Origin of the sequence: Streptomyces sp. SudanB182_2057, assembly GCF_964272715.1 — a bacterium.
GTDB lineage: Bacteria > Actinomycetota > Actinomycetes > Streptomycetales > Streptomycetaceae > Streptomyces > Streptomyces rubradiris.
Genome location: NZ_OZ186798.1, coordinates 6,531,521 through 6,550,317 on the forward strand (window position 1 = coordinate 6,531,521; position 18,797 = coordinate 6,550,317).

The 18,797-nt window shown below is 74.4% G+C and carries 20 protein-coding genes and 1 tRNA gene; 9 read left to right on the plus strand and 12 right to left on the minus strand.

Annotated elements, in window-relative coordinates; genetic code table 11:
* Positions 1–3 precede the first annotated feature (3 nt).
* The 4 genes from ACSURM_RS28985 to ACSURM_RS29000 all read right to left on the minus strand — a co-directional run bounded on the left by ACSURM_RS28985 (position 4) and on the right by ACSURM_RS29000 (position 2,214).
* Positions 4–330, minus strand: coding sequence for a DUF202 domain-containing protein (locus tag ACSURM_RS28985; RefSeq protein ID WP_436958742.1), 327 nt, complete (start codon positions 328–330; stop codon positions 4–6).
* The gene (locus ACSURM_RS28990; protein ID WP_189996126.1) at positions 327–719 is read right to left on the minus strand and encodes a YidH family protein; all 393 of its coding nucleotides are present in this window, start codon (positions 717–719) and stop codon (positions 327–329) included. Before ACSURM_RS28990 ends, ACSURM_RS28985 begins: the two co-directional genes overlap by 4 nt.
* Before the next feature lie 21 nt (positions 720–740).
* Positions 741–1,256: an NUDIX hydrolase gene (locus ACSURM_RS28995; protein WP_436958743.1), complete on the minus strand. Its 516-nt coding sequence runs from the start codon at positions 1,254–1,256 to the stop codon at positions 741–743.
* 61 nt (positions 1,257–1,317) lie between these two features.
* On the minus strand, positions 1,318–2,214 hold the full coding sequence (locus ACSURM_RS29000; RefSeq protein WP_436958744.1) for a DMT family transporter: 897 nt from the start codon (positions 2,212–2,214) through the stop codon (positions 1,318–1,320).
* A 396-nt stretch (positions 2,215–2,610) separates the two neighbouring features.
* Between ACSURM_RS29000 and ACSURM_RS29005 the strand changes: the two genes are divergently transcribed.
* Positions 2,611–3,660 carry a hypothetical protein gene (locus tag ACSURM_RS29005; protein WP_436958745.1) on the plus strand — a complete coding sequence of 350 codons (1,050 nt, stop codon included), beginning with the start codon at positions 2,611–2,613 and terminating at the stop codon, positions 3,658–3,660.
* A gap of 95 nt (positions 3,661–3,755) precedes the next feature.
* On the opposite strand, the gene ACSURM_RS29010 is transcribed toward ACSURM_RS29005, so the two are convergent.
* Together ACSURM_RS29010 and ACSURM_RS29015 are read right to left on the minus strand one after the other, a co-directional pair.
* On the minus strand, positions 3,756–5,153 hold the full coding sequence (locus tag ACSURM_RS29010) for a GntP family permease (RefSeq protein ID WP_436958746.1): 1,398 nt from the start codon (positions 5,151–5,153) through the stop codon (positions 3,756–3,758).
* A gap of 25 nt (positions 5,154–5,178) precedes the next feature.
* Positions 5,179–5,718, minus strand: coding sequence for a gluconokinase (locus ACSURM_RS29015; protein ID WP_436958747.1), 540 nt, complete (start codon positions 5,716–5,718; stop codon positions 5,179–5,181).
* 140 nt (positions 5,719–5,858) lie between these two features.
* Between ACSURM_RS29015 and ACSURM_RS29020 the strand changes: the two genes are divergently transcribed.
* Positions 5,859–6,560, plus strand: a complete 702-nt coding sequence (locus ACSURM_RS29020) for a FadR/GntR family transcriptional regulator (protein WP_436958748.1) — start codon at positions 5,859–5,861, stop codon at positions 6,558–6,560.
* Positions 6,561–6,583: 23 nt separating this feature from the next.
* On the opposite strand, the gene ACSURM_RS29025 is transcribed toward ACSURM_RS29020, so the two are convergent.
* Positions 6,584–6,985, minus strand: coding sequence for a YchJ family protein (locus tag ACSURM_RS29025; protein WP_436958749.1), 402 nt, complete (start codon positions 6,983–6,985; stop codon positions 6,584–6,586).
* Between the two features lie 92 nt (positions 6,986–7,077).
* Here ACSURM_RS29025 and ACSURM_RS29030 point away from each other — a divergent pair, with 92 nt between their 5' ends.
* Genes ACSURM_RS29030 through ACSURM_RS29040 form a run of 3 tightly spaced genes read left to right on the plus strand, consistent with a single transcriptional unit; the run spans position 7,078 to position 9,880 of the window.
* Positions 7,078–7,389 carry a dsRBD fold-containing protein gene (locus tag ACSURM_RS29030; RefSeq protein WP_436958750.1) on the plus strand — a complete coding sequence of 104 codons (312 nt, stop codon included), beginning with the start codon at positions 7,078–7,080 and terminating at the stop codon, positions 7,387–7,389.
* A gap of 16 nt (positions 7,390–7,405) precedes the next feature.
* Complete coding sequence (locus ACSURM_RS29035) at positions 7,406–8,710, plus strand: phosphoribosyltransferase family protein (protein ID WP_436958751.1); 1,305 nt, start codon at positions 7,406–7,408, stop codon at positions 8,708–8,710.
* A 57-nt stretch (positions 8,711–8,767) separates the two neighbouring features.
* Complete coding sequence (locus ACSURM_RS29040) at positions 8,768–9,880, plus strand: CapA family protein (protein WP_436961205.1); 1,113 nt, start codon at positions 8,768–8,770, stop codon at positions 9,878–9,880.
* A 29-nt stretch (positions 9,881–9,909) separates the two neighbouring features.
* On the opposite strand, the gene ACSURM_RS29045 is transcribed toward ACSURM_RS29040, so the two are convergent.
* Together ACSURM_RS29045 and ACSURM_RS29050 are read right to left on the minus strand one after the other, a co-directional pair.
* Entirely contained in the window at positions 9,910–11,076 is a 1,167-nt protein-coding gene (locus ACSURM_RS29045) for a serine hydrolase domain-containing protein (protein ID WP_436958752.1), read from the minus strand.
* A gap of 192 nt (positions 11,077–11,268) precedes the next feature.
* Positions 11,269–11,353 (minus strand) — tRNA-Leu (locus ACSURM_RS29050).
* A gap of 217 nt (positions 11,354–11,570) precedes the next feature.
* Between ACSURM_RS29050 and ACSURM_RS29055 the strand changes: the two genes are divergently transcribed.
* The 3 genes from ACSURM_RS29055 to ACSURM_RS29065 all read left to right on the plus strand — a co-directional run bounded on the left by ACSURM_RS29055 (position 11,571) and on the right by ACSURM_RS29065 (position 14,299).
* Positions 11,571–12,896 carry a M20/M25/M40 family metallo-hydrolase gene (locus ACSURM_RS29055; protein WP_436958753.1) on the plus strand — a complete coding sequence of 442 codons (1,326 nt, stop codon included), beginning with the start codon at positions 11,571–11,573 and terminating at the stop codon, positions 12,894–12,896.
* Positions 12,897–13,090: 194 nt separating this feature from the next.
* Positions 13,091–13,324, plus strand: coding sequence for a chaplin ChpH (gene chpH, locus ACSURM_RS29060; RefSeq protein ID WP_436958754.1), 234 nt, complete (start codon positions 13,091–13,093; stop codon positions 13,322–13,324).
* A gap of 117 nt (positions 13,325–13,441) precedes the next feature.
* Complete coding sequence (locus tag ACSURM_RS29065; protein WP_436958755.1) at positions 13,442–14,299, plus strand: chaplin; 858 nt, start codon at positions 13,442–13,444, stop codon at positions 14,297–14,299.
* A gap of 112 nt (positions 14,300–14,411) precedes the next feature.
* Here the strand turns inward: ACSURM_RS29065 and ACSURM_RS29070 are convergent, their stop codons facing one another.
* Positions 14,412–14,600 (minus strand): DUF5703 family protein, encoded by a 189-nt coding sequence (locus tag ACSURM_RS29070; RefSeq protein WP_043407302.1) that lies wholly within the window; start codon positions 14,598–14,600, stop codon positions 14,412–14,414.
* Positions 14,601–14,647: 47 nt separating this feature from the next.
* Here ACSURM_RS29070 and ACSURM_RS29075 point away from each other — a divergent pair, with 47 nt between their 5' ends.
* Positions 14,648–15,340 (plus strand): hypothetical protein, encoded by a 693-nt coding sequence (locus ACSURM_RS29075; RefSeq protein WP_436958756.1) that lies wholly within the window; start codon positions 14,648–14,650, stop codon positions 15,338–15,340.
* Positions 15,341–15,407: 67 nt separating this feature from the next.
* On the opposite strand, the gene ACSURM_RS29080 is transcribed toward ACSURM_RS29075, so the two are convergent.
* Both ACSURM_RS29080 and ACSURM_RS29085 read right to left on the minus strand, forming a co-directional pair.
* Positions 15,408–17,780, minus strand: coding sequence for a helix-hairpin-helix domain-containing protein (locus ACSURM_RS29080; protein ID WP_436958757.1), 2,373 nt, complete (start codon positions 17,778–17,780; stop codon positions 15,408–15,410).
* A complete protein-coding gene (locus ACSURM_RS29085; RefSeq protein WP_436958758.1) occupies positions 17,777–18,760 on the minus strand; it encodes an aldo/keto reductase in 984 nt (327 codons plus the stop codon). The genes ACSURM_RS29080 and ACSURM_RS29085 overlap by 4 nt, the downstream gene beginning before the upstream one ends.
* Positions 18,761–18,797 lie beyond the last annotated feature (37 nt).

Below are 18,797 nucleotides of genomic sequence, written 5' to 3' on the forward strand. Positions count from 1 at the left end.
CGGCTACAGCACCAGCACCGCCGCGCACACCGCCAGCGCGAGGGCGCACAGCACCGCCGCCGTCGCCTGGCGGGGGGCGAGCGCCGACGGGCGGGGCGTCGTGGCCAGGGCGCGGACCCGGGAGTGGGCGACCCCGAGGAAGGCCAGCCACAGCGCGCAGCACACCGCGCTCGCCAGGACCCCGGCCGCCGACGGCCCCCCGTGCAGCGCGGCCTTCAGGGCCAGCACGGTGGCCACGGCGGCCGACAGCGTCGTACGCCGCCAGGCCAGCCGGGTGCGCTCGGGCTGGAGGCCGGGGTCCCGGCCCGCGCTCTCCGCCCCGGCCGTCACCCCTCCCACCCCACCAGCACGACCACGACCATCGCGACCGCCACCACCGCCACGACCAGGCTCAGCAGCACCGGGAACCGGGAGGCGGGCAGGTCCTCGCCGCGCCGCATCGCCCGCTCGCAGCGCACCCAGTGGTTCACCGCCCGCAGCGAGCACAGCACCCCGGCCGCGAGCAGCGCGAGCGCCAGCCCGACCCGCCAGGCCCAGCGCAGATCGGGCAGGAACTGGTCCACCGCGAACCCGCCGCCGATCAGCGCCAGCGCGGTGCGCAGCCAGGCGAGGAAGGTGCGTTCGTTCGCCAGCGAGAACCGGTAGTCGGGCGTGCCGCCCTCCTCCCGCACCCGCTCCGGCGCGAACCACAGCCGGATGTTCCGTACGAATTCGCTCACCCGGCCGACCCTACCGGGCGGTCACCCGCCCGCCCGGAACGCCCGCAGCCGCTCGTAGGCCGCCAGCCCGTCCGGCACCCACTCCCAGGTGCCGAGCCGCCGCTCGACCTCCTCCTCGGGCAGGAAGGCGTGCCACTGCACCTCCTCCCCCTGCGGACGCACGGGCAGGTCGCAGCGCACCTCGTACACCGCCGACCACCAGCTGTTCCCGGCGCCGTCGTCGTAGAGGAACTTGAACAGGCGGGCGGGGCGCGGCAGTCCGCTCACGCCCAGCTCCTCCTCGGCCTCGCGCAGCGCCGCGTCGTCGTAGGACTCGCCCGCGCCGACGACCCCGCCGACGAACATGTCGTACAGGGAGGGGAACACCAGCTTGGTCGCCGTGCGCCGGTGCACGAACAGCCGGCCGGCCGCGTCCCGGGCCTGGACGAACACGCAGCGGTGGCGCAGCCCGAGGGCGTACGCCTCGCCGCGCGGGCGCCGGTCGACGACCCGGTCGTGCTCGTCGACGATGTCGAGGATCTCGTCAGCGGGATTCATGTCCTTCATCCAAGCAGGACCCGTACCGGGCGGGGCCGGGTGCCGGGTGCCGGGTGCCGGGTCAGCGGCGCTGGAGGTCCGACGCGCCCCGCTCCGTCCCGTCCGCGCCGCACGGCATCGCCGGGTGCAGCCCCAGCAGCACGATGCCCGCCACCACGGCCGCGAGCCCGGCCGCCTCCCACGCCAGCGCCCCGGTGTCGGTGCGCAGCCGGTCCCCGAGGAAGCCCACCCCGCACAGGATCCCGGCGAGCGGCTCGGCCGCGGTCAGCGCGGGCAGCGACATGCGCAGCGGCGCCGTCTCGAACGCGCTCTGCACCAGGACCAGTCCGGTGACCCCGCAGACCACCACGCCGTACGGCTGCCAGCCGGTGAGCAGTCCGGTCAGGCCGCCGTCGGAGAAGCGGGTGCCGCTCACCCGGGTCAGCGCGTCCTGGACGCCGTACAGCAGCCCGGCCGCGAGCGCCAGCAGCACCGGGCCGCCGCTCAGCCGGGAGCGCTTGGCGTACATCGTCATCAGCAGGGCCGCGCCCACCACCGCGCCGATGATCAGCCAGTGCCGCAGCGGATCGGTGACGGCCGTGCCGGCGCGCGGCTCGCCCGCCAGGATGAACGCGCTCACCCCGCCCGCGAGCAGCAGCAGTCCGGCCCAGCCCTGACGGCCGAGCGGCTGTCCGGTCTGGTGCCGGGAGAGGGCGAGGGCGAACAGCAGGTTGGTCGCGAGCAGCGGTTCCACCAGCGAGATCTCGCCCTTGCCGAGGGCGATGGCGCCCAGCACCATGCCGGCCACCATCAGCGCGAGGCCGCCCCGCCAGCGCGGGATCCGCATCAGGTCGAGCAGCAGCCGGAAGGAGAGGAAGTCGCCGAGCGGCGCCTGCCGCGCCGCGTTCTGCTGGAGGACGAATCCGAAGCCGAGGCAGCAGGCCGCGCCCACGGCGAGAAGCAGAACCAGAACGGACACGCTGTGTACCTCGATCATCCGGCCGGACCACGGGCGTGCAGTGGCCGACTGTAGCGCCACCGGAACGGCGATGCCCCGGAAGGACGCGGAACCGGACGGTCGCGGGCCATGGTCCGCGACTCAAGTGCGGCGCGCCATGGCGTGCGCCACATCCGCACCTCGGATCCCGGGGCGTACGGCCCGGTACGGCCGGGCAGGCGGGCATGGCATACGCCACAGGAATGACCCCGCGTTCACACCCGCGACGGGCCCCACCTGCGCCGCGCCGACTCAAGTACCCCTCCGGACAGGGAAGTTGAAGGGATGAACAGCATAGATCCGCTTGACGCGACCGTTGGCGGGGGGTTTGCTGTGCGTGATCGGTCGATGGCAGCCCGAGAAACAGGAAGCCCCGCGGTGCCCCCTTCCCCGCCTCTGCTCGGCCCGCGCCGGGCCGCGACGGACCCGTCCGTCGCCCCCGCCGCCGGCCCCCGCGACACCCTCGCCCCCGGTGCCCGCGACGCCCTAGCACCCGGCGCCTGCGACGTCCTCGCCCCCGGTGCCCGCGACGCCTTCGACGCCGCTCTCGACGACGCCGAACTGCGCACCGCCCGTGCGGCGCTGGCCCAGGGCCGGCGACAGACCGCCCGCTCCCTGCTGGTGCACACCGGCGACGACTGGGACCGCCGCGGCCACCGCCTCACCGTCCTCGCCCAGGACCCCCGTGCCACCGCGTGGGCGGCCGACTGGCTGGCCGCCGAGCCCGGCTCGGCCGACGCCGCCACCCTGCTGGCCCTGGCCCTCGTCCACCGGGCCGTACGCGGCGAGGAGGAGCCCGGCCGGGCCCGCGACTCCTGCGCCACGGCCGCCGCCCTCGCCCCGGCCGACCCCACGCCCTGGCTCGGCCTGCTCCTGCTGGCCCGCGCCCTCGGCCCGGAGCGCGCCCTGCTCGACGCCTTCACCGAGCTGCGCCGCCGCCACCCCGAGCACCACCACGCCCACCACCTGCTGATCGCCTGCCTCGCCGAACGGCCCGGGTGCGGCAGCGCCGAGACCCACGAGGTGTACGACGCCGCCGAGCTGGCCGCCGCCGAGGCCCCCGCCGACTCCCCGCTGGCCGTGCTGCCGGTGGTCGCCTACGCCGAGCGGTACCGGGTCCTCGCCGCCTCCGGCCTCGGCCCCGCCGACCCGGCCGCCTCCCGGCACTGGTCCGGCCCCCGGGCCCGGCGCGTGCTGGGCGCCTGTTTCGACTGGTGGCTGGAGTGGGAGCACGACGAACACCCGCGCCGCCTGATCGACCTCAACCACCTGGCGTTCGCCCTGTCCCGCGCCGGCCGCCCGGCCGAGGCGGCGGCCCTGTTCCAGCGCATCGGCGACCACGCCACCCCGGCGCCCTGGGCCTACGCCCACCACGACCCGCTCGCGGCCTTCCGCGCGGCCCGCGCCCGCGCGCTCGGGCCCGGCTGACGGCGCCCGGAACGGCGAAACCGGCCCGTCCGGCCGAGGGGAAGCCCTCGGCCGGACGGGCCGGTTTCGCCGTGGCGGAGCCGCGCGCCGCGGCCCTAGATGATCAGGGACAGCAGCAGCACCAAGGCGCCCGCGACCACCGAGATGATCGTCTCCATCAGCGACCAGGTCTTGACGGTCTGCCCGACGTTCAGCCCGAAGTACTCCTTCACCAGCCAGAAACCGGCGTCGTTGACATGGCTGAAGAAGAGCGAGCCGGCGCCGATGGCGAGGACCAGCAGGGCCGTGTGGGTGGTCGACATGTCGGCCGCGAGCGGCGCCACCAGGCCGGCCGCCGAGACCGTCGCCACCGTGGCCGAGCCGGTCGCCAGCCGGATCGCCACCGCGATCAGCCAGGCCAGCAGCAGCGCCGGGATCGACCAGTCCTCGGAGATGTCCAGGATCATCTGGCCCACGCCGGAGTCGATCAGCGTCTGCTTGAAGCCGCCGCCCGCGCCGACGATCAGCAGGATGCCGGCGATGGGCATGAGGCCCTTCTCCACGGTCTGCTGGAGCCGGTCCCGGGTGAACCCGGCGGGCCGGCCCAGCGTGAAGAAGCCGACGATCACCGCGGCGAGCAGGGCGACCAGCGGGGAGCCGACGACGTCGAAGACGCGCTGGGTGTGGTCCGCGGGGTCGTCGACGACGATGTCCACCAGCGCCTTGGCCAGCATCAGCACCACCGGCAGCAGCACGGTGGCGAGCGTCGGGCCGAAGCCCGGGCGGCGCTCGAGCTGCTCCGAGGCGCGCTGCGGCAGCATCCGGTCGGGGGCGGGCACGTCCACCCAGCGGGCCGCGACCTTGGAGAACAGCGGACCGGCGATGATCACGGTCGGGATGGCGACCACGATGCCGAGGGCCAGGGTCACGCCCAGGTTGGCCTTGACCGCGTCGATGGCGACCAGCGGGCCGGGGTGCGGCGGGATCAGACCGTGCATCACGGACAGGCCGGCCAGCGCCGGGATGCCGATGCGCATCAGGGAGTAGTTGCCGCGCTTGGCGACCATCAGCACGACCGGGATCAGCAGGACGATGCCGACCTCGAAGAACAGGGGCAGACCGACCACGGAGGCGATCAGCACCATCGCCCACGGCATCGCCCGCCCGCCGGCCTTGGCCAGGATCGTGTCGACGATCTGGTCCGCGCCGCCGGAGTCGGCGAGCAGCTTGCCCAGGATCGCCCCGAGCGCGATCAGGACGCCCACGCCGGCCACCGTGGAGCCGAGCCCGTTGGTGAAGCTGGTGATGGCCTTGTCGAGCGGCGCCCCGGCGGCCGCCCCGAGCGCCAGCGACCCGATGGTCAGCGCCAGGAAGGCATGGAGCTTGAACTTGGTGATGAGCAGGACGATGACGGCGATGCCCACCAGGACGGCGATGCCCAGCTGGGCGTGCCCGGCGGAGGTGATCGGCGGAGGGGCGTCCGCTGCCAGCATCTCGACGCTGAGTCTGGTCACGGGGGTTCCTTGCGGTTACGGGGGATTACTGGGGGCGCTGGGGAGAGCTGCCCGCGGTGTCGGGAAGCGCCGAGAGGGCCCGTACGGCACGCTCGGTGATCTCCTCGGGGCCGCCGCTGACGTCCACGGCGACTCCCGCCTCGTCCGGCTGGAGCGGCTGGAGGGTGGCGAACTGGGAGTCCAGCAGCGCGGTCGGCATGAAGTGGCCCTGCCGCCGGGACATCCGCTCCTCGATCAGCCGGCGGTCGCCGGTCAGGTGCAGGAACACGATCCCGGGCGCCACGGCCCGCAGCCGGTCGCGGTAGACCCGCTTCAGCGCGGAGCTGCTGACCACCCCGCCCAGTCCGGCCCTGCCGTGCGCCCAGTGCCCGATGGCGTCCAGCCACGGCCACCGGTCGGCGTCGTCGAGCGGGATCCCGGCCGACATCTTGTCGATGTTGGCCTGCGGGTGGAAGTCGTCGCCCTCGGCGTACGGGACGCCCAGCCGCGCGGCGAGCAAGGGACCGATCGTGGTCTTGCCCGTCCCCGCGACGCCCATCACGACGACGACCTGGGGGGTTCGCATTACTGCCTCGCTGTCTTCCTCGACATCCGACGCCACTGCGGCGTCGCCACACTGAAACCCATTAGGTACGACGAATTCAAGAGAGTGTGACGTATAAGTCTGACTTTTTATGGCTGTGATCCAGGCCGTACGCTGAGTGCATGAGCACACGGGGCCGGGGGCTGCACGGCCATGTACTGGACACCCTCGGCCCCGCCATCACGTCCGGCGAGTACCCGCCGGGCAGCGTCCTGCGGACCGACCAGCTGGCACAGCGCTTCGAGGTGTCCCGCTCGGTGATGCGCGAGGCGGTCCGCGTACTGGAGTCCATGCACCTGGTCGAGTCCCGCCGCCGGGTGGGCGTCACGGTCCGCCCCAAGGCCGAGTGGAACGTCTACGACCCGCAGGTCATCCGCTGGCGGCTGGCCGGCGCCGACCGCCCCCACCAGCTGCGCTCGCTCACCGTGCTGCGCTCCGCCGTCGAACCCGTCGCGGCGGGCCTGGCCGCCCGGCACGCCACGGCCGAGCAGTGCGCCGAACTCACCGAGTGCGCCCTCGGCATGGTGGCCCACTCACGCGGCCACCGGCTCCAGGAGTACCTGTTCCACGACGTGGCCTTCCACCGCGTCATCCTCACCGCCTCCGGCAACGAGATGTTCGCCCGACTCGGCGATGTCGTCGCGGAGGTGCTGACCGGCCGCACCCGGCACGAGGTCATGTTCGAGGACCCCGACCCGGCCGCCGTCACCCTGCACGTACGGCTCGCCGAAGCCGTCCGCGCCCGGGACGCGGCCCGCGCCGAGGAACTGACCCGCGAGATCACCGAGGGCGCCCTCCAGGAACTGGACGTCCTGGCCCCCTGAGCGACGGCGCCTCGCGGGTCCGGCTAGGTCCTGTCGTCAAACTCCTGCGGGAACTCCCCGTCCACGTACACCCACGCGCCGGCCACCCGCTCGAACCGGCTCCGCTCGCGCAGCGCGCCGCCCCGGTAGGAGGCGCGGAACTCCACCGTGCCCGTGGTGTGGAACGCCGACCCGTCGGCCGTGTCCAGGATCTCGAGCCCCGTCCACCTCATCCCCGGGTCGAGGTCCAGCCGCTGCGGCCGGGTCCGCGGATGCCAGGTGCGCAGCAGATACGCGGCGTCCCCCTTGACGAACGCGCTGTACCGCGAGCGCATCAGCAGCTCCGCGGTCGGCGCGGCGGCCCGCCCCGTGTGGAAGCGGCCGCAGCAGGCGTCGTAGGACCGGGGGAGCCCGCAGGGGCAGGTGCGCGAGGACATGGCGCCCATTGTGCCCGGGGCAGCGGAGGCGCCCGGCAGGGGCCGGGTGCACAGTGGAAGAGCCGGACCGCACACCGGCGCACAGGGAGGTGAGGTCGAGGATGACCGGACCCGTGAGCAGCCGGCCTCCCGCCGTCAAGGAATGGCGGCTGAACGTGTACCTGTCCGAGCACGACCCGGACACCACGGCCCGGATCGTCCTGGACACCGGGGACAACGTCCTGGAGAGCCACGCCGGGGCCCGCCGCAGCCCCGGCGACCGGGCGATGCCGGAGATCGGCGACGAACTGGCCGCCGGGCGCGCCCTGATCGCCATGGGCCGCATGCTGCTGCGCGCCGCCGACGGCGACATGAAGGCCACCGGGGCGGCCGACACGGACGGCCCGGCCCCGCTCTGGCTGCCCCGCGAGTGAAGGAAGGAGTGCCGCCGTGCGTTTCGCGAACCGCCCGGAAGCCGGACGGCTGCTGGGGGAGCGCCTGGAGTACCTCAGGGGCCAGGACGTGGTGGTGCTCGGACTGCCCCGGGGCGGGGTACCGGTCGCCGCGGCCGTCGCCGAGGCGCTGGACGCGCCCCTGGACGTCCTGCTGGTGCGCAAACTCGGCGTGCCCTACCAGCCCGAGCTGGGCATGGGCGCGATCGGCGAGGACGGCGTCCGGGTGATCAACCGGGAGGTGCTGCGCGCCACCGGCGTCGGACCGGACGACCTCGCGGCGGTCGAGGAACGGGAGCGCCGCGTCCTCGCCGAGCGCGGCGCGCGCTACCGGGGCGCGACCTCCCCGTCCCCGGTCGGCGGCCGGACCGCCGTGGTCGTGGACGACGGCGTCGCCACCGGCTCCACCGCCCGGGTCGCCTGCCGCGTCGCCCGTGCCCGGGGCGCGGCCCGCATCGTGCTGGCCGTCCCGGTCGCCCCCCGCGACTTCGCCCGCCGCCTCGGCGAGGACGCCGACGACCTGGTGTGCCTGGACACCCCCTGGGACTTCGCCGCCGTCGGCCAGTTCTACACCGACTTCACCCAGGTCGAGGACGAGGAGGTCACCGCCTGCCTGCGGCGGGCCGCCGAGCGCCACCGGCACACCGCGGGCGCCGCGTCCGGCGCCCGGGAGGTCACGGTGACCGCCGGAGCCGTCCGGCTCGGCGGACGGCTCACCGTGCCCGACGGCGCCACCGGCGTCGTGGTCTTCGCCCACGGCAGCGGCAGCAGCCGGCACAGCCCGCGCAACCGGTTCGTCGCCGCGGGACTGCACCGCGCCGGGCTCGGCACCCTGCTGTTCGACCTGCTCACCGACGCGGAGGAGGCCGACCGGGACAACGTCTTCGACATCGGGCTGCTGGCCGGCCGGCTGCTGGACGCCACCGCCTGGCTGCGCGAGGAACCCGACACCGAGGGCCTCGCCGTCGGCTACTTCGGCGCCAGCACCGGCGCCGCCGCCGCCCTGTGGGCCGCCGCCGACCCCGCCGCGCGGCCCGCCGCCGTGGTCTCCCGCGGCGGCCGGCCCGACCTCGCCGGGGCCCGGCTGCCCGAGGTGACGGCACCCACCCTGCTCATCGTCGGCGGCGCCGACCCGATGGTGCTCGACCTCAACCGGGACGCGCAGGCCCGGCTGCGCTGCGAGAACCGGCTGGCGGTCGTCCCCCGCGCCACCCACCTCTTCGAGGAGCCCGGCACCCTGGAGCAGGTCACCGAGCTGGCGTGCGCCTGGTTCACCGACCACATGGCACCCGCGCACGTATAGGCGGGGACCGTGCCCGAGGATCAGGAGGCGACCATGCCGGAGGGCCGGGCGGCGGCCATGCCCGAGGACGTCACCCTGTTCCTCGCCGGGGACGTCATGCTCGGCCGGGGCATCGACCAGATCCTCGCGCACCCGGGCGACCCGGCCCTGCGGGAGGAGTACGTCCACGACGCCCGGGACTACGTCGCCCTGGCCGAGGCCGTGAACGGCCCGGTGCCCCGGCCCGTGGACCCCGCCTGGCCCTGGGGCGAGGCCCTGCCCGTCCTGGAGCGCGCCGCGCCCGATGTCCGGGTGATCAACCTGGAGACCGCCGTCACCGCCGGCGGCGACTTCGTCCCCGGCAAGGCCATCCACTACCGGATGCACCCGGCCAACCTGCCCTGCCTCACCGCCGTCCGCCCCGACGTCTGCGTCCTCGCCAACAACCACGTCCTCGACTTCGGCCCCGCCGGCCTCGCCGACACCCTGCACTTCCTCACCGCCGCCGGACTGCGCACCGCCGGCGCCGGCCCGGACGCGGCCGCCGCGTGGCGGCCCGCGGCCGTGCCGCTGCGCACCGGCGGACGCGTCCTGGTCCTCGCCTTCGGCATGCCCTCCAGCTTCATCCCGCACGGCTGGGCCGCCACCGCCGAACGGCCCGGAGTCGCCTTCGCCGCCGGGCCGACCGCGGCCGTCGCCCTGGACTTCGCCGACCGCCTGCGGCGGCACAGGCGGCCCGGGGACATCGTCGTCGCCTCCGTCCACTGGGGGGCCAACTGGGGCTACCCCGTCACCCGCGACGAGGTCCGCTTCGCCCACGCGCTCGTCGACGCGGGCGCCGACATCGTCCACGGCCACTCCTCGCACCACCCGCGCGCGCCGGAGATCTACCGGGACCGGCTGGTCCTGTACGGCTGCGGCGACCTCGTCAACGACTACGAGGGCATCAGCGGCTACGAGAGCTACCGCGACGACCTGCGGCTGCTGAACCTCGTGTCGGTCGACCCCGGCACCGGCCGGCTGACCGAGGCGCGGCTGGTGCCGCTGCGGCCCCGCCGGATGCGCCTGGAGCACACCACCGCGGAAGAGACCGCCTGGCTGCGCACGGCCCTGGACACCCACGCCCGCCCCCACGCCACCCGCGTCGACCACGGCCCCGACGGCACGCTGACGGTACGGCCACTGCACTGAGACCGGCCGCCGGAGCGGACGGTGCCGGGTCAGCCGCAGATCTCCGCTTCGACGGCCGCCTGTTCCAGTGCCGGATCGCCCCAGTCGCTGTTGCGGTTGAGCGTGATGACGTGCTCGCCGTCGGCGGTGGCCGCCGTCCGGGTCAGGGAGCCGGGGATCTCGCTCGAGTGTCCCCAGACCTTCACCCCGCATGCCTTGAGCGTCTGTGACCTGATCCCGAGGCCGTACGACCGCCCGTCCCCCAGGTCGTGGCCGGTGAACATCTCCCGCTGCTGGGCCGGGGGGAGGAGCTCGCCGCGCAGGAGGGCACGGACGAAGACGTTCAGGTCGCGGGTGGTGGAGATCATCTCGCCGGAGGCTCCGGACACCGAAGGGTCGAAGTCGGTGACGTCGTGGACCCGGGCGGCGGGGTCGTCCACGTAGAGCCTGGAGTAGTGCCGCCCATGCGGGCCGGGCACCGACGACGACGTGCCGGGGACCGTGGTCCCGCGCAGGCCGAGGGGCCTGATGACGCGCCGCTCCACTTCGGAGGCGTAGCTGTTGCCCGTGGCCTTCTCGATGATCATGCCGGCCAGGATGTAGTTGGTGTTGGAGTAGGACCAGCCGTCGCCGGGGCCGAAGAGCGGCTTGTGGGCGAGGGCGGTCCGCACCAGTTCCTCCGGCGTGGCACCGTCGTACCGGTGGGAGAGGAACGCCGGCCCGGTGAACCTGGCGCGGAATCCGTCGTCGTCGATGTAGTCGTACAGCCCGCTGGTGTGCTGAAGGAGCTGGCGCAGGGTGATCCGGCGCCCGTCGTTGTCGTTTCCGCGCACCAGGCCGGGCAGCCACTCGTCCACCGTGTCGTCGATCGACAGGCCGTACCCGGGCTCGGCGGCGAGCTGGAGCACGACGGTGGCGATGAAGGGCTTGGTCAGACTGCCGATGCGGAACCGGTCCCGCGGCAGGCGCGGGCGGCCGGTGCGAAGATCCGCCACACCGGAAGCGCCGTGCCAGACCTCGCCCGCGCGGTCGGTCCGGGCCAGGACACCGGGCGTTCCCGCGCGGGTGATCGCGTCGAGGGCGTCCCGCGTCGCGGAGTGAGGGGAGCGGTGTGAGGCGGCGCGCGGTGCCGCGGAGGCCGGGGCGGCCGCGGTCGCGGCGACCGCGGCCGCCAGAGCCACGGCGATCAGAGTGCGGGGTAAGGCGTACGCGGTCATGTGAGGTTCCCATCCCTGGCCGGATCCGGTATCCAGGAGGACTCCCGACCGCCGCGGCGGGTTGATCCTCTGCCGCCGCCCGGTCCGCCGCGCGGGCCGGGCGGGAAGCCCGCCCGGCCGTCGGTCACGCGGTGGGTCACGTCACAGCCGGAGAAACAGAAAGACCCCAGATCGACTGGGGTCTTTCGCCGGTGTCCGAGGGGGGACTTGAACCCCCACGCCCGATAAAGGGCACTAGCACCTCAAGCTAGCGCGTCTGCCATTCCGCCACCCGGACAAGGTGTCTGTCGTGCGAGATCTTCCCTTTCGGCGGGGTTTCCCTCGCGGCGACGAAGGAAACATTACCAGGCTTTCGGGGGTGTCCGATCACCCCCCGGTCCCGGGGCCGGGCGCGCGTGAACGGCGTGTCACAGGCGGGGCCCGGTCTTGGGCCCGGGGCGGGAGCGGAGAGAGGATGAGGGGGACCACCAGCAGCGACAGCGGGAGGAAGCATCGTGAGCGAGACGGGCACGGCCAGGACCGTCACCGGCGAGGACGAGGTCGTGGACCTCTGCCGCGAGCTGATCCGGTTCGACACCAGCAACTACGGCGACCACTCCGGCCCCGGCGAGCGCAAGGCCGCCGAATGGGTCGCCGAGAAGCTCGCCGAGGTCGGGCTGGAGCCGAAGATCTACGAGTCGCACCCCGGCCGCGCCTCCACGGTGGCCCGGATCGAGGGCGAGGACCCGTCCCGGCCCGCGCTGCTCATCCACGGCCACCTGGACGTCGTACCGGCCAACGCCGTCGACTGGACCCACGACCCGTTCTCCGGGGAGATCGCCGACGGCTGCGTATGGGGGCGCGGCGCCGTCGACATGAAGGACATGGACGCCATGACGCTGGCGGTGGTCCGCGACCGGCTGCGCAGCGGGCGCCGCCCCCCGCGGGACATCGTGGTCGCCTTCCTCGCCGACGAGGAGGCGGGCGGCACCTACGGCGCCCGCTACCTGGTCGACCACCACCCCGAGCTGTTCGAGGGCGTCACCGAGGCCATCAGCGAGGTCGGCGGCTTCTCCTTCACCGTCGACGACGAGCGGCGGCTCTATCTGATCCAGACGGCCGAGAAGGGCATGCACTGGATGAAGCTGACCGTGGCCGGCACCGCCGGGCACGGGTCGATGATCCACCGTGACAACGCCATCACCGAGCTGTCGGAGGCCGTGGCCCGGGTCGGCCGGCACAAGTTCCCGGTGCGGGTCACCAAGACCACCCGGGCCTTCCTCGACGAGCTGGGCGACGCGCTCGGCACCGAGCTGGACCCGGAGGACATGGAGGCCACCGTCGCCAAGCTCGGCGGCATCGCCAAGCTGATCGGCGCGACCCTGAGCAACACCGCCAACCCCACCCAGCTGAACGCCGGCTACAAGGTCAACGTCATCCCGGGCGAGGCCACCGCCCACATCGACGGGCGGTTCCTGCCCGGTCACGAGGAGGAGTTCCTCGCCGACCTCGACCGGCTGCTCGGCCCGAACGTCCGCCGCGAGGACGTGCACTCCGACAAGGCGCTGGAGACCGGCTTCGACGGACCCCTGGTGGCGGCCATGCAGTCCGCGCTGCTCGCCGAGGACCCGACCGCCAAGGCGATCCCGTACATGCTCTCCGGCGGCACCGACGCCAAGTCCTTCGACGACCTCGGCATCCGCGGCTTCGGCTTCGCCCCGCTGAAGCTGCCGCCGGAGCTGGACTTCGCCGGCATGTTCCACGGCGTGGACGAGCGGGTGCCGGTCGACGGGCTCCAGTTCGGCGTGCGGGTGCTAGACCGGTTCATCGACGCCTCGTGAGGCTTCATCGGCGCGTCGCGGCGTGCGCCCCGCGCCCTCCCCGGGCCGGGGCGCACGCCGCGACAATCGGGCAGTCGTACGAGACGCGCTGAGACGGGTGAATGCGACGATCAGTTCGTAGCTTCATTAGTTCCTCCTCGTTGCATCTGATGTGATCCCGCGCCTTGGGGTCGCATTGCCAACTAGGAGGAAGAATGATCAAGAAGGTCGTCGCAGCTGCGGCCGCCACCGGTGGTCTGGTTCTCGCGGGTGCGGGCCTCGCCGTCGCCGACTCCGGTGCTCAGGGTGCCGCCCTGAACTCCCCGGGTGTCGCGTCCGGCAACGTCGTGCAGGCTCCCATCCACGTCCCGGTGAACGTGTGCGGCAACACGATCGACGTGGTCGGCGTCCTGAACCCCGCCTTCGGCAACGTCTGCATCAACAAGTGACGCAGGCTCCCTGAGGGGCGTCCTTTACGAGCCGTCGGCCCCGGAGCGCGTGCCATGCGCTCCGGGGCCGACCGGCTTTCCGGAGAACGAAAGCACGAAGGCAGGGGGGAATCCAGCATGCGTGAGGGCACGCGCAAAGGCCTCATGACCATGGCCGCCGCGACCGGCGTGATCGCCGCCGCGACCGGCCACGCACACGCCGACTCGGGCGCCGGGGGCGCCGCCGGGAACTCACCCGGCGTACTGTCCGGCAACACCGTGCAGGCACCGGTGCACGCTCCGGTGAACATCTGCGGCAACACCGTGAACGTCGTCGGGCTGCTCAACCCGTCGGTGGGCAACAAGTGCGCCCACCACGGCGGCACTTCGGGCAACCGGCCGGGCGGCTCCGCAGGCAGCGGCTCCGGCGGCTCGCGCGCGGACGGTCGCACCGGCGGCTCGCCGGGCGTCGGATCCGGCAACACCGTGCAGGTGCCGGTCGACATCCCGGTGAACGTGTGCGGCAACAGTGTCGACGTCGTCGGTGTGGGCAACACCACGACGGGCAACGACTGCGCCAATGACGGGGGGCACGGCAACCCGCCCGCGAAGCCGGAAAGGCCGGGAGGACCGGGAGAGCCGGGAGGACCGGGCCGCCCGGGAGGTCCGGGTGAGCCCGAGAAACCGAGCGACCCGGGGAAGCCGGGGAAGCCGGGCAAGCCGGGGGAGCCGGGCGACCCCGGTGAGCCCGGACGGCCGGGTGAGCCCGGTCAGCCCGGCCGCCCCGGCCCGGGCACCCCGCCGGCCGAGCACGGCTCCGGCCCCCGCGGCGGCTCCCAGGTCACGGCGGAGGCGGGCCGCCCGCTCCAGCCGCGGACCGGCGGTGAACTCGCCCACACCGGCGGTGACGTGCCGCTCGGCATCGCGCTCCCGGTCGGCGCCGGCGCGCTGCTCGCCGGTACGGTCCTCTACCGCAAGGCCCGCGCCGCGCGATGATCGCGCCGCGGTGACCGGTACAGGGTGACCGCACAGCGGCGAGCGGAGAACGGAGCGGGCCCCGCCATGCCGGCGGGGCCCGCTCCGTAGGTGCCCGGCCCCGGCGCCGGTCTCACCATGTGGCTCGCACCTGGCGGATGATCCGCCGGCGCAGCCGCACCTTGCGACTGCCGTCGCGCAACAGACTCAGTCGGTCCAACTCCCAGTGTCCGTACTCGGCATGGTCCGTCAGCAGACGCGTCGCCTCCTTGCGGGAGACCCCGCGAGGTACGTACACGTCGACAAATTCGTATTCCGGCATCGCATCTATTGTGCGGGCTGGTGCCCGGTACGGATAGCGTCTGCACTATGTCTGATGCTGCGCAGCCCACCGCTGCCGAGGTACGCGCCGCCGCCGAGGCGGTCAAGACCGCGCTCGACCGTCATCTGGCTGCGATCGAACGCAGGTCGGGGGAGGACGACCCGGCCGTCTCCGAGGCGTTCAACCAGCTGGCCGCAGCCGCCGAGGCGTACGACGAGCTGCTCTACGACCGCTACGACGAGGTCACGCCCTTCGAGATCCCCGGCGCCGAGGACACACTGCCGCCGTACGCCGGGCCCGGGGAACCCCATGCCATCAGTGTGCTGATCCGCCGCGACTACACCGTGGCGGAACCCCAGCGGCTGCTGGCCCAGGCCCAGCGGGTCGAGGCGGCGGACTACGACGACGGCGGGGACGAGGACGGGGCCGCCGCGAGCGTCCCCGGCGCGCTGGGGACCCTGTTCGGCGAGTTCGAACCGGACGAGATCGCCTCCCGGCACAAGGAGTTCGGCCTGGAGGAGGGCGACTCCACGCTCTGGGTCACGGCGGCGGAGGAACCGCCGGAGGCCGGGGAGTGGCTGGCGGCGCCGTTCGAGCACATCGATCCGCAAGCGGTGGTGTGCCGCTTCGACGTGAGCGCCGTCTTCGACGACGACGCCTCCGACGACGAGGACGAGGACGAGCTGGACTTCGTCGGGGACGACGAGGAGGAACTGGAGCCGCTCGACGCCGACAAGTGAGACGGGTCCGGCGGTGCCGTGCGGGCCGGGCCCGGTACGGCACCGCCGGATGCCCGCGAGGGCGGGGTCAGCTCGCCGGCACCTGCGTGCGCAGCAGGGTCCCCAGGCGGGTGGTGCGGGGCTTGGCCGGGACCTCCGCGACCGCCTTCGGCAGGGCCTGCTCCACGCCGTGCACCACGGACAGATGCCGTTCCGCCCGGCCGAACGCCGTGTACACCCACGGGCGGCTGAGCGCCCGCGCCGCGTCACCGGGCAGCACCACGACCGCCGCCGGCCAGCGGGCGCCCACCGCCTGGTGCGCCGTGAGCGCCCAGCCGTGCCGGACACCGCCCTCCACCCGCTCCCGCGGTACGACGACCGGGGCGCCGGCACACGACAGGTGCAGCCCGTCGGCGTCGGCCTTCACCACCACGCCCGGCACCGTACGCCCCGGCGCGGGGGAGTAGACGATCCGGTCACCGGGGTCGAAGCCGCCGAACCGGCCGGGACCGGGGTTGAGGCGCTGCTTCAGCGCGGAGTTGAGGGCGCGGGTACCCGCGGCGCCGCCGTGACCCGGCGTGATCACCACTGTCTGGTCGGCGGGGACGCCGATCGCCCGCGGCACCGAGTCCGCCACCAGCTGCACCGTCCGGTGCACCGCCTCGCCCGCGTCCCGCACCGGCACGATGACGATCTCCTTGCCGGGGGCGGCGACCTGGTTCAGCTCGCCGACGCCGATGCCGGAGACCAGCTCGCCCAGCGGGCCGGGGTCCGGGACGCGGGAGACGGCCTGCGGGCAGACCCGGGCCGCGAGCAGGTCGGCGAAGACCCGGCCCGGCCCGGCCGACCACAGCACCCCGGGGTCACCGCTGAGCACCAGCCGCGCCCCGTCGGGCAACGACTCCACCAGCATCGCGGCGCTCTCCACATCGAGCTGCGGCGCGTCCAGCACGATCAGCAGATCGACCTCCAGGGCCCCGTCGGCGTCCCGCCCGGGCCCCTCGGCCCCGGCCAGCAGCCCGGAAACGGTGACGACCCCGTGGTCACCGGGCTCCACGGCCGGCGGGCCCGGGTGCCCGCCCGGCCGTCCCGTGGCTTCGCCCTGCCGCGCCGGATCAGCCACCGGCCGTCCCGTGGCTTCGCCCGCCCGCCCGGAAGCCGCTTCCAGATGTGCCGTCAGGCGGCCGCGGCCGTTCGGGGTGTGGCAGGCGGCGTAGGCCCGCAGGCCCGCCGCGCGGGCGGCGGCGAGCAGCGCGGCCGGTTCCGCGCGGGCCGCCTCGCCGCCGGTGTGCAGTACCAGCCCGTGTCCCGCGACCGCGCGGGCCAGCTCGGCCGCGCCGCCGGACAGCCCGGCCGCGACCGTCTCCCACGCCTGCCCGGCCTCCTCGGGCCCGGAGTTGGCCAGCCGGGCCAGGCCGTCGGCGAGGCTCTCCTCCGCCAGGGCGTACCGCTCCAGACCGACCAGGACCCGGACCGGCCGCTCCTGCTCCTCGTCGGTGTCCTGGGGCGCGGGCGCGCCGGGCTCCTCCAGGGCGTCCTGGAACGCCAGCGCCTCACCCTCGGCGAGCGTGTCCTGCACCGCCGCGTCCGGGTCCGGCACGCCCTGCCGGCCGAGCGCCGCGGTGAGCGCGGGCAGCTCCAGGGCGGTGTGCCCGGCCACGGCCGCCTGCTCCAGCAGCCAGACCGTCACCGCCCGGCCGCGCCGCGCGTCGTCCGGGCCGCAGTCCGGCCCGAGCAGCGCCCGCGCGAAGCCGTCGGCCTGCTCCGGCCGTACCCCGCCGACCCGGAGCAGCTGCCAGGGGTCCTCCCGGAGCGCGGCGTCGGCGCCCTCGCCGAGCACCGCGGCCGCCTGGGGGGCCAGGGTGTCCGGCGCGCCGCCCTCGGCCAGCACCCGGCGCACGGCGTCGACGGTCTCCGGCGCGGGAGCGGCGGGCGCGACGGGGGCGGGGGCGGGCTGGGGCCGGCGCACCGGTTCCGGCGCGGGGCGGCGCGGAGCCGGGGCCGGCTCGGCGAACACCGCGGCCACCGGCTTCTCGCCGCTCTCCACCGCCCGGACCGCCGCGAGCAGGTCGGCCGCCTTGCCGCTGAGCTTGGTGCCGCCGGCGATCGGGCCCTTCCTCTCGGCCTTGCGCCGCTCGATCCGCTCCCGCTCGATCCGCTGCGCGGCCAGCTCGGCCTCCGCCTCGGACAACGCGCCCGCGTCGCCCGCGCCCTCCCCGGCGGCACCCTCGGCACCTTCCGAGGAACCGTCGCCCCCTGACGCACCGGCGTCCTCAGGGGTACGGTCCTCCTCGGAGGCACCGGTACCCTCGGCGGCACCGGCGTCCTCGACGGCGCCGACGTCCTCCGTACCCGCGTCGGCGTTCCCGTCGGCGCTCGTCCCGGCGCCTCCCTCCCGTGTTCCACGGGTGTCCGGCGTCCCCGGCCCGGCTTCCTCCGTGGTCTCCGGCTCCGTGCTCACAGCGTGCTCCAGTCGTGATCGGGATAGCGGTGCACGGGCGCCGACACATCGTCCAGCGCCCGGCAGATCTCGTCAGGAAGACTAAGGGCCTCCACTGACAACGCCGCCGTGAGCTGCTGCGCGGTGCGCGCCCCGACGATCGGCGCGGCCACCCCAGGCCGGTCCCGCACCCATGCCAGCGCCACCTGGAGCGGGGTGACCGCGAGCCCGTCGGCCGCCGTCGTCACCGCGTCCACGATGCGGGTCGCGGTGTCGTCCAGGTACGGCTCGACGAACGGCGCGAGGTCCTCGGAGGCACCGCGCGAATCCGGCGGAGTGGCGTGCCGGTACTTCCCGGTGAGCACGCCCCGGCCGAGCGGCGAGGACGGCAGCAGACCCACGCCGAGGTCGAGCGCGGCCGGCAGCACCTCGCGCTCCACACCGCGCTGGAGCAGCGAGTACTCCATCTGCGTGCTGGCCAGCCGGGTACGGGTGCCCGGCGCCGCGAGCTGCCAGGTGGCCGCCTTGGCCAGCTGCCAGCCGCAGAAGTTCGAGACACCGGCGTACCGGGCCCGGCCGCTGCTCACCGCCAGGTCGAGGGCCTGGAGCGTCTCCTCCAGCGGGGTCTCGGTGTCGTAGGCGTGGATGTGCCACAGGTCGACGTACTCCGTGCCGAGGCGGACCAGGGAGGCGTCGAGGGCGGCGAGCAGATGGCCCCGGGAGCCGTCGAAGCGGCGCTGGGGGTCGGGCACGCTGCCGGCCTTGGTGGAGATGACCAGATCCCGGCGGGGCACCAGCTCGTCCATGAGCCGCCCGAGCAGATACTCCGCCTCCCCGTCGCCGTACACGTCGGCGGTGTCGACGAGGGTGCCGCCGGCCTCCCAGAACGTCTTCAGCATGTCAGCGGCGTCGTGCTCGTCGGTGTCCCGCCCCCAGGTGAGGGTGCCGAGTCCGATCCGGGACACGCGCAGGCCGGTACGGCCGAGATGCCTCTGCTCCATGCGGGCGAGATTACTGGCCAGAACCGGTGCGATGGGT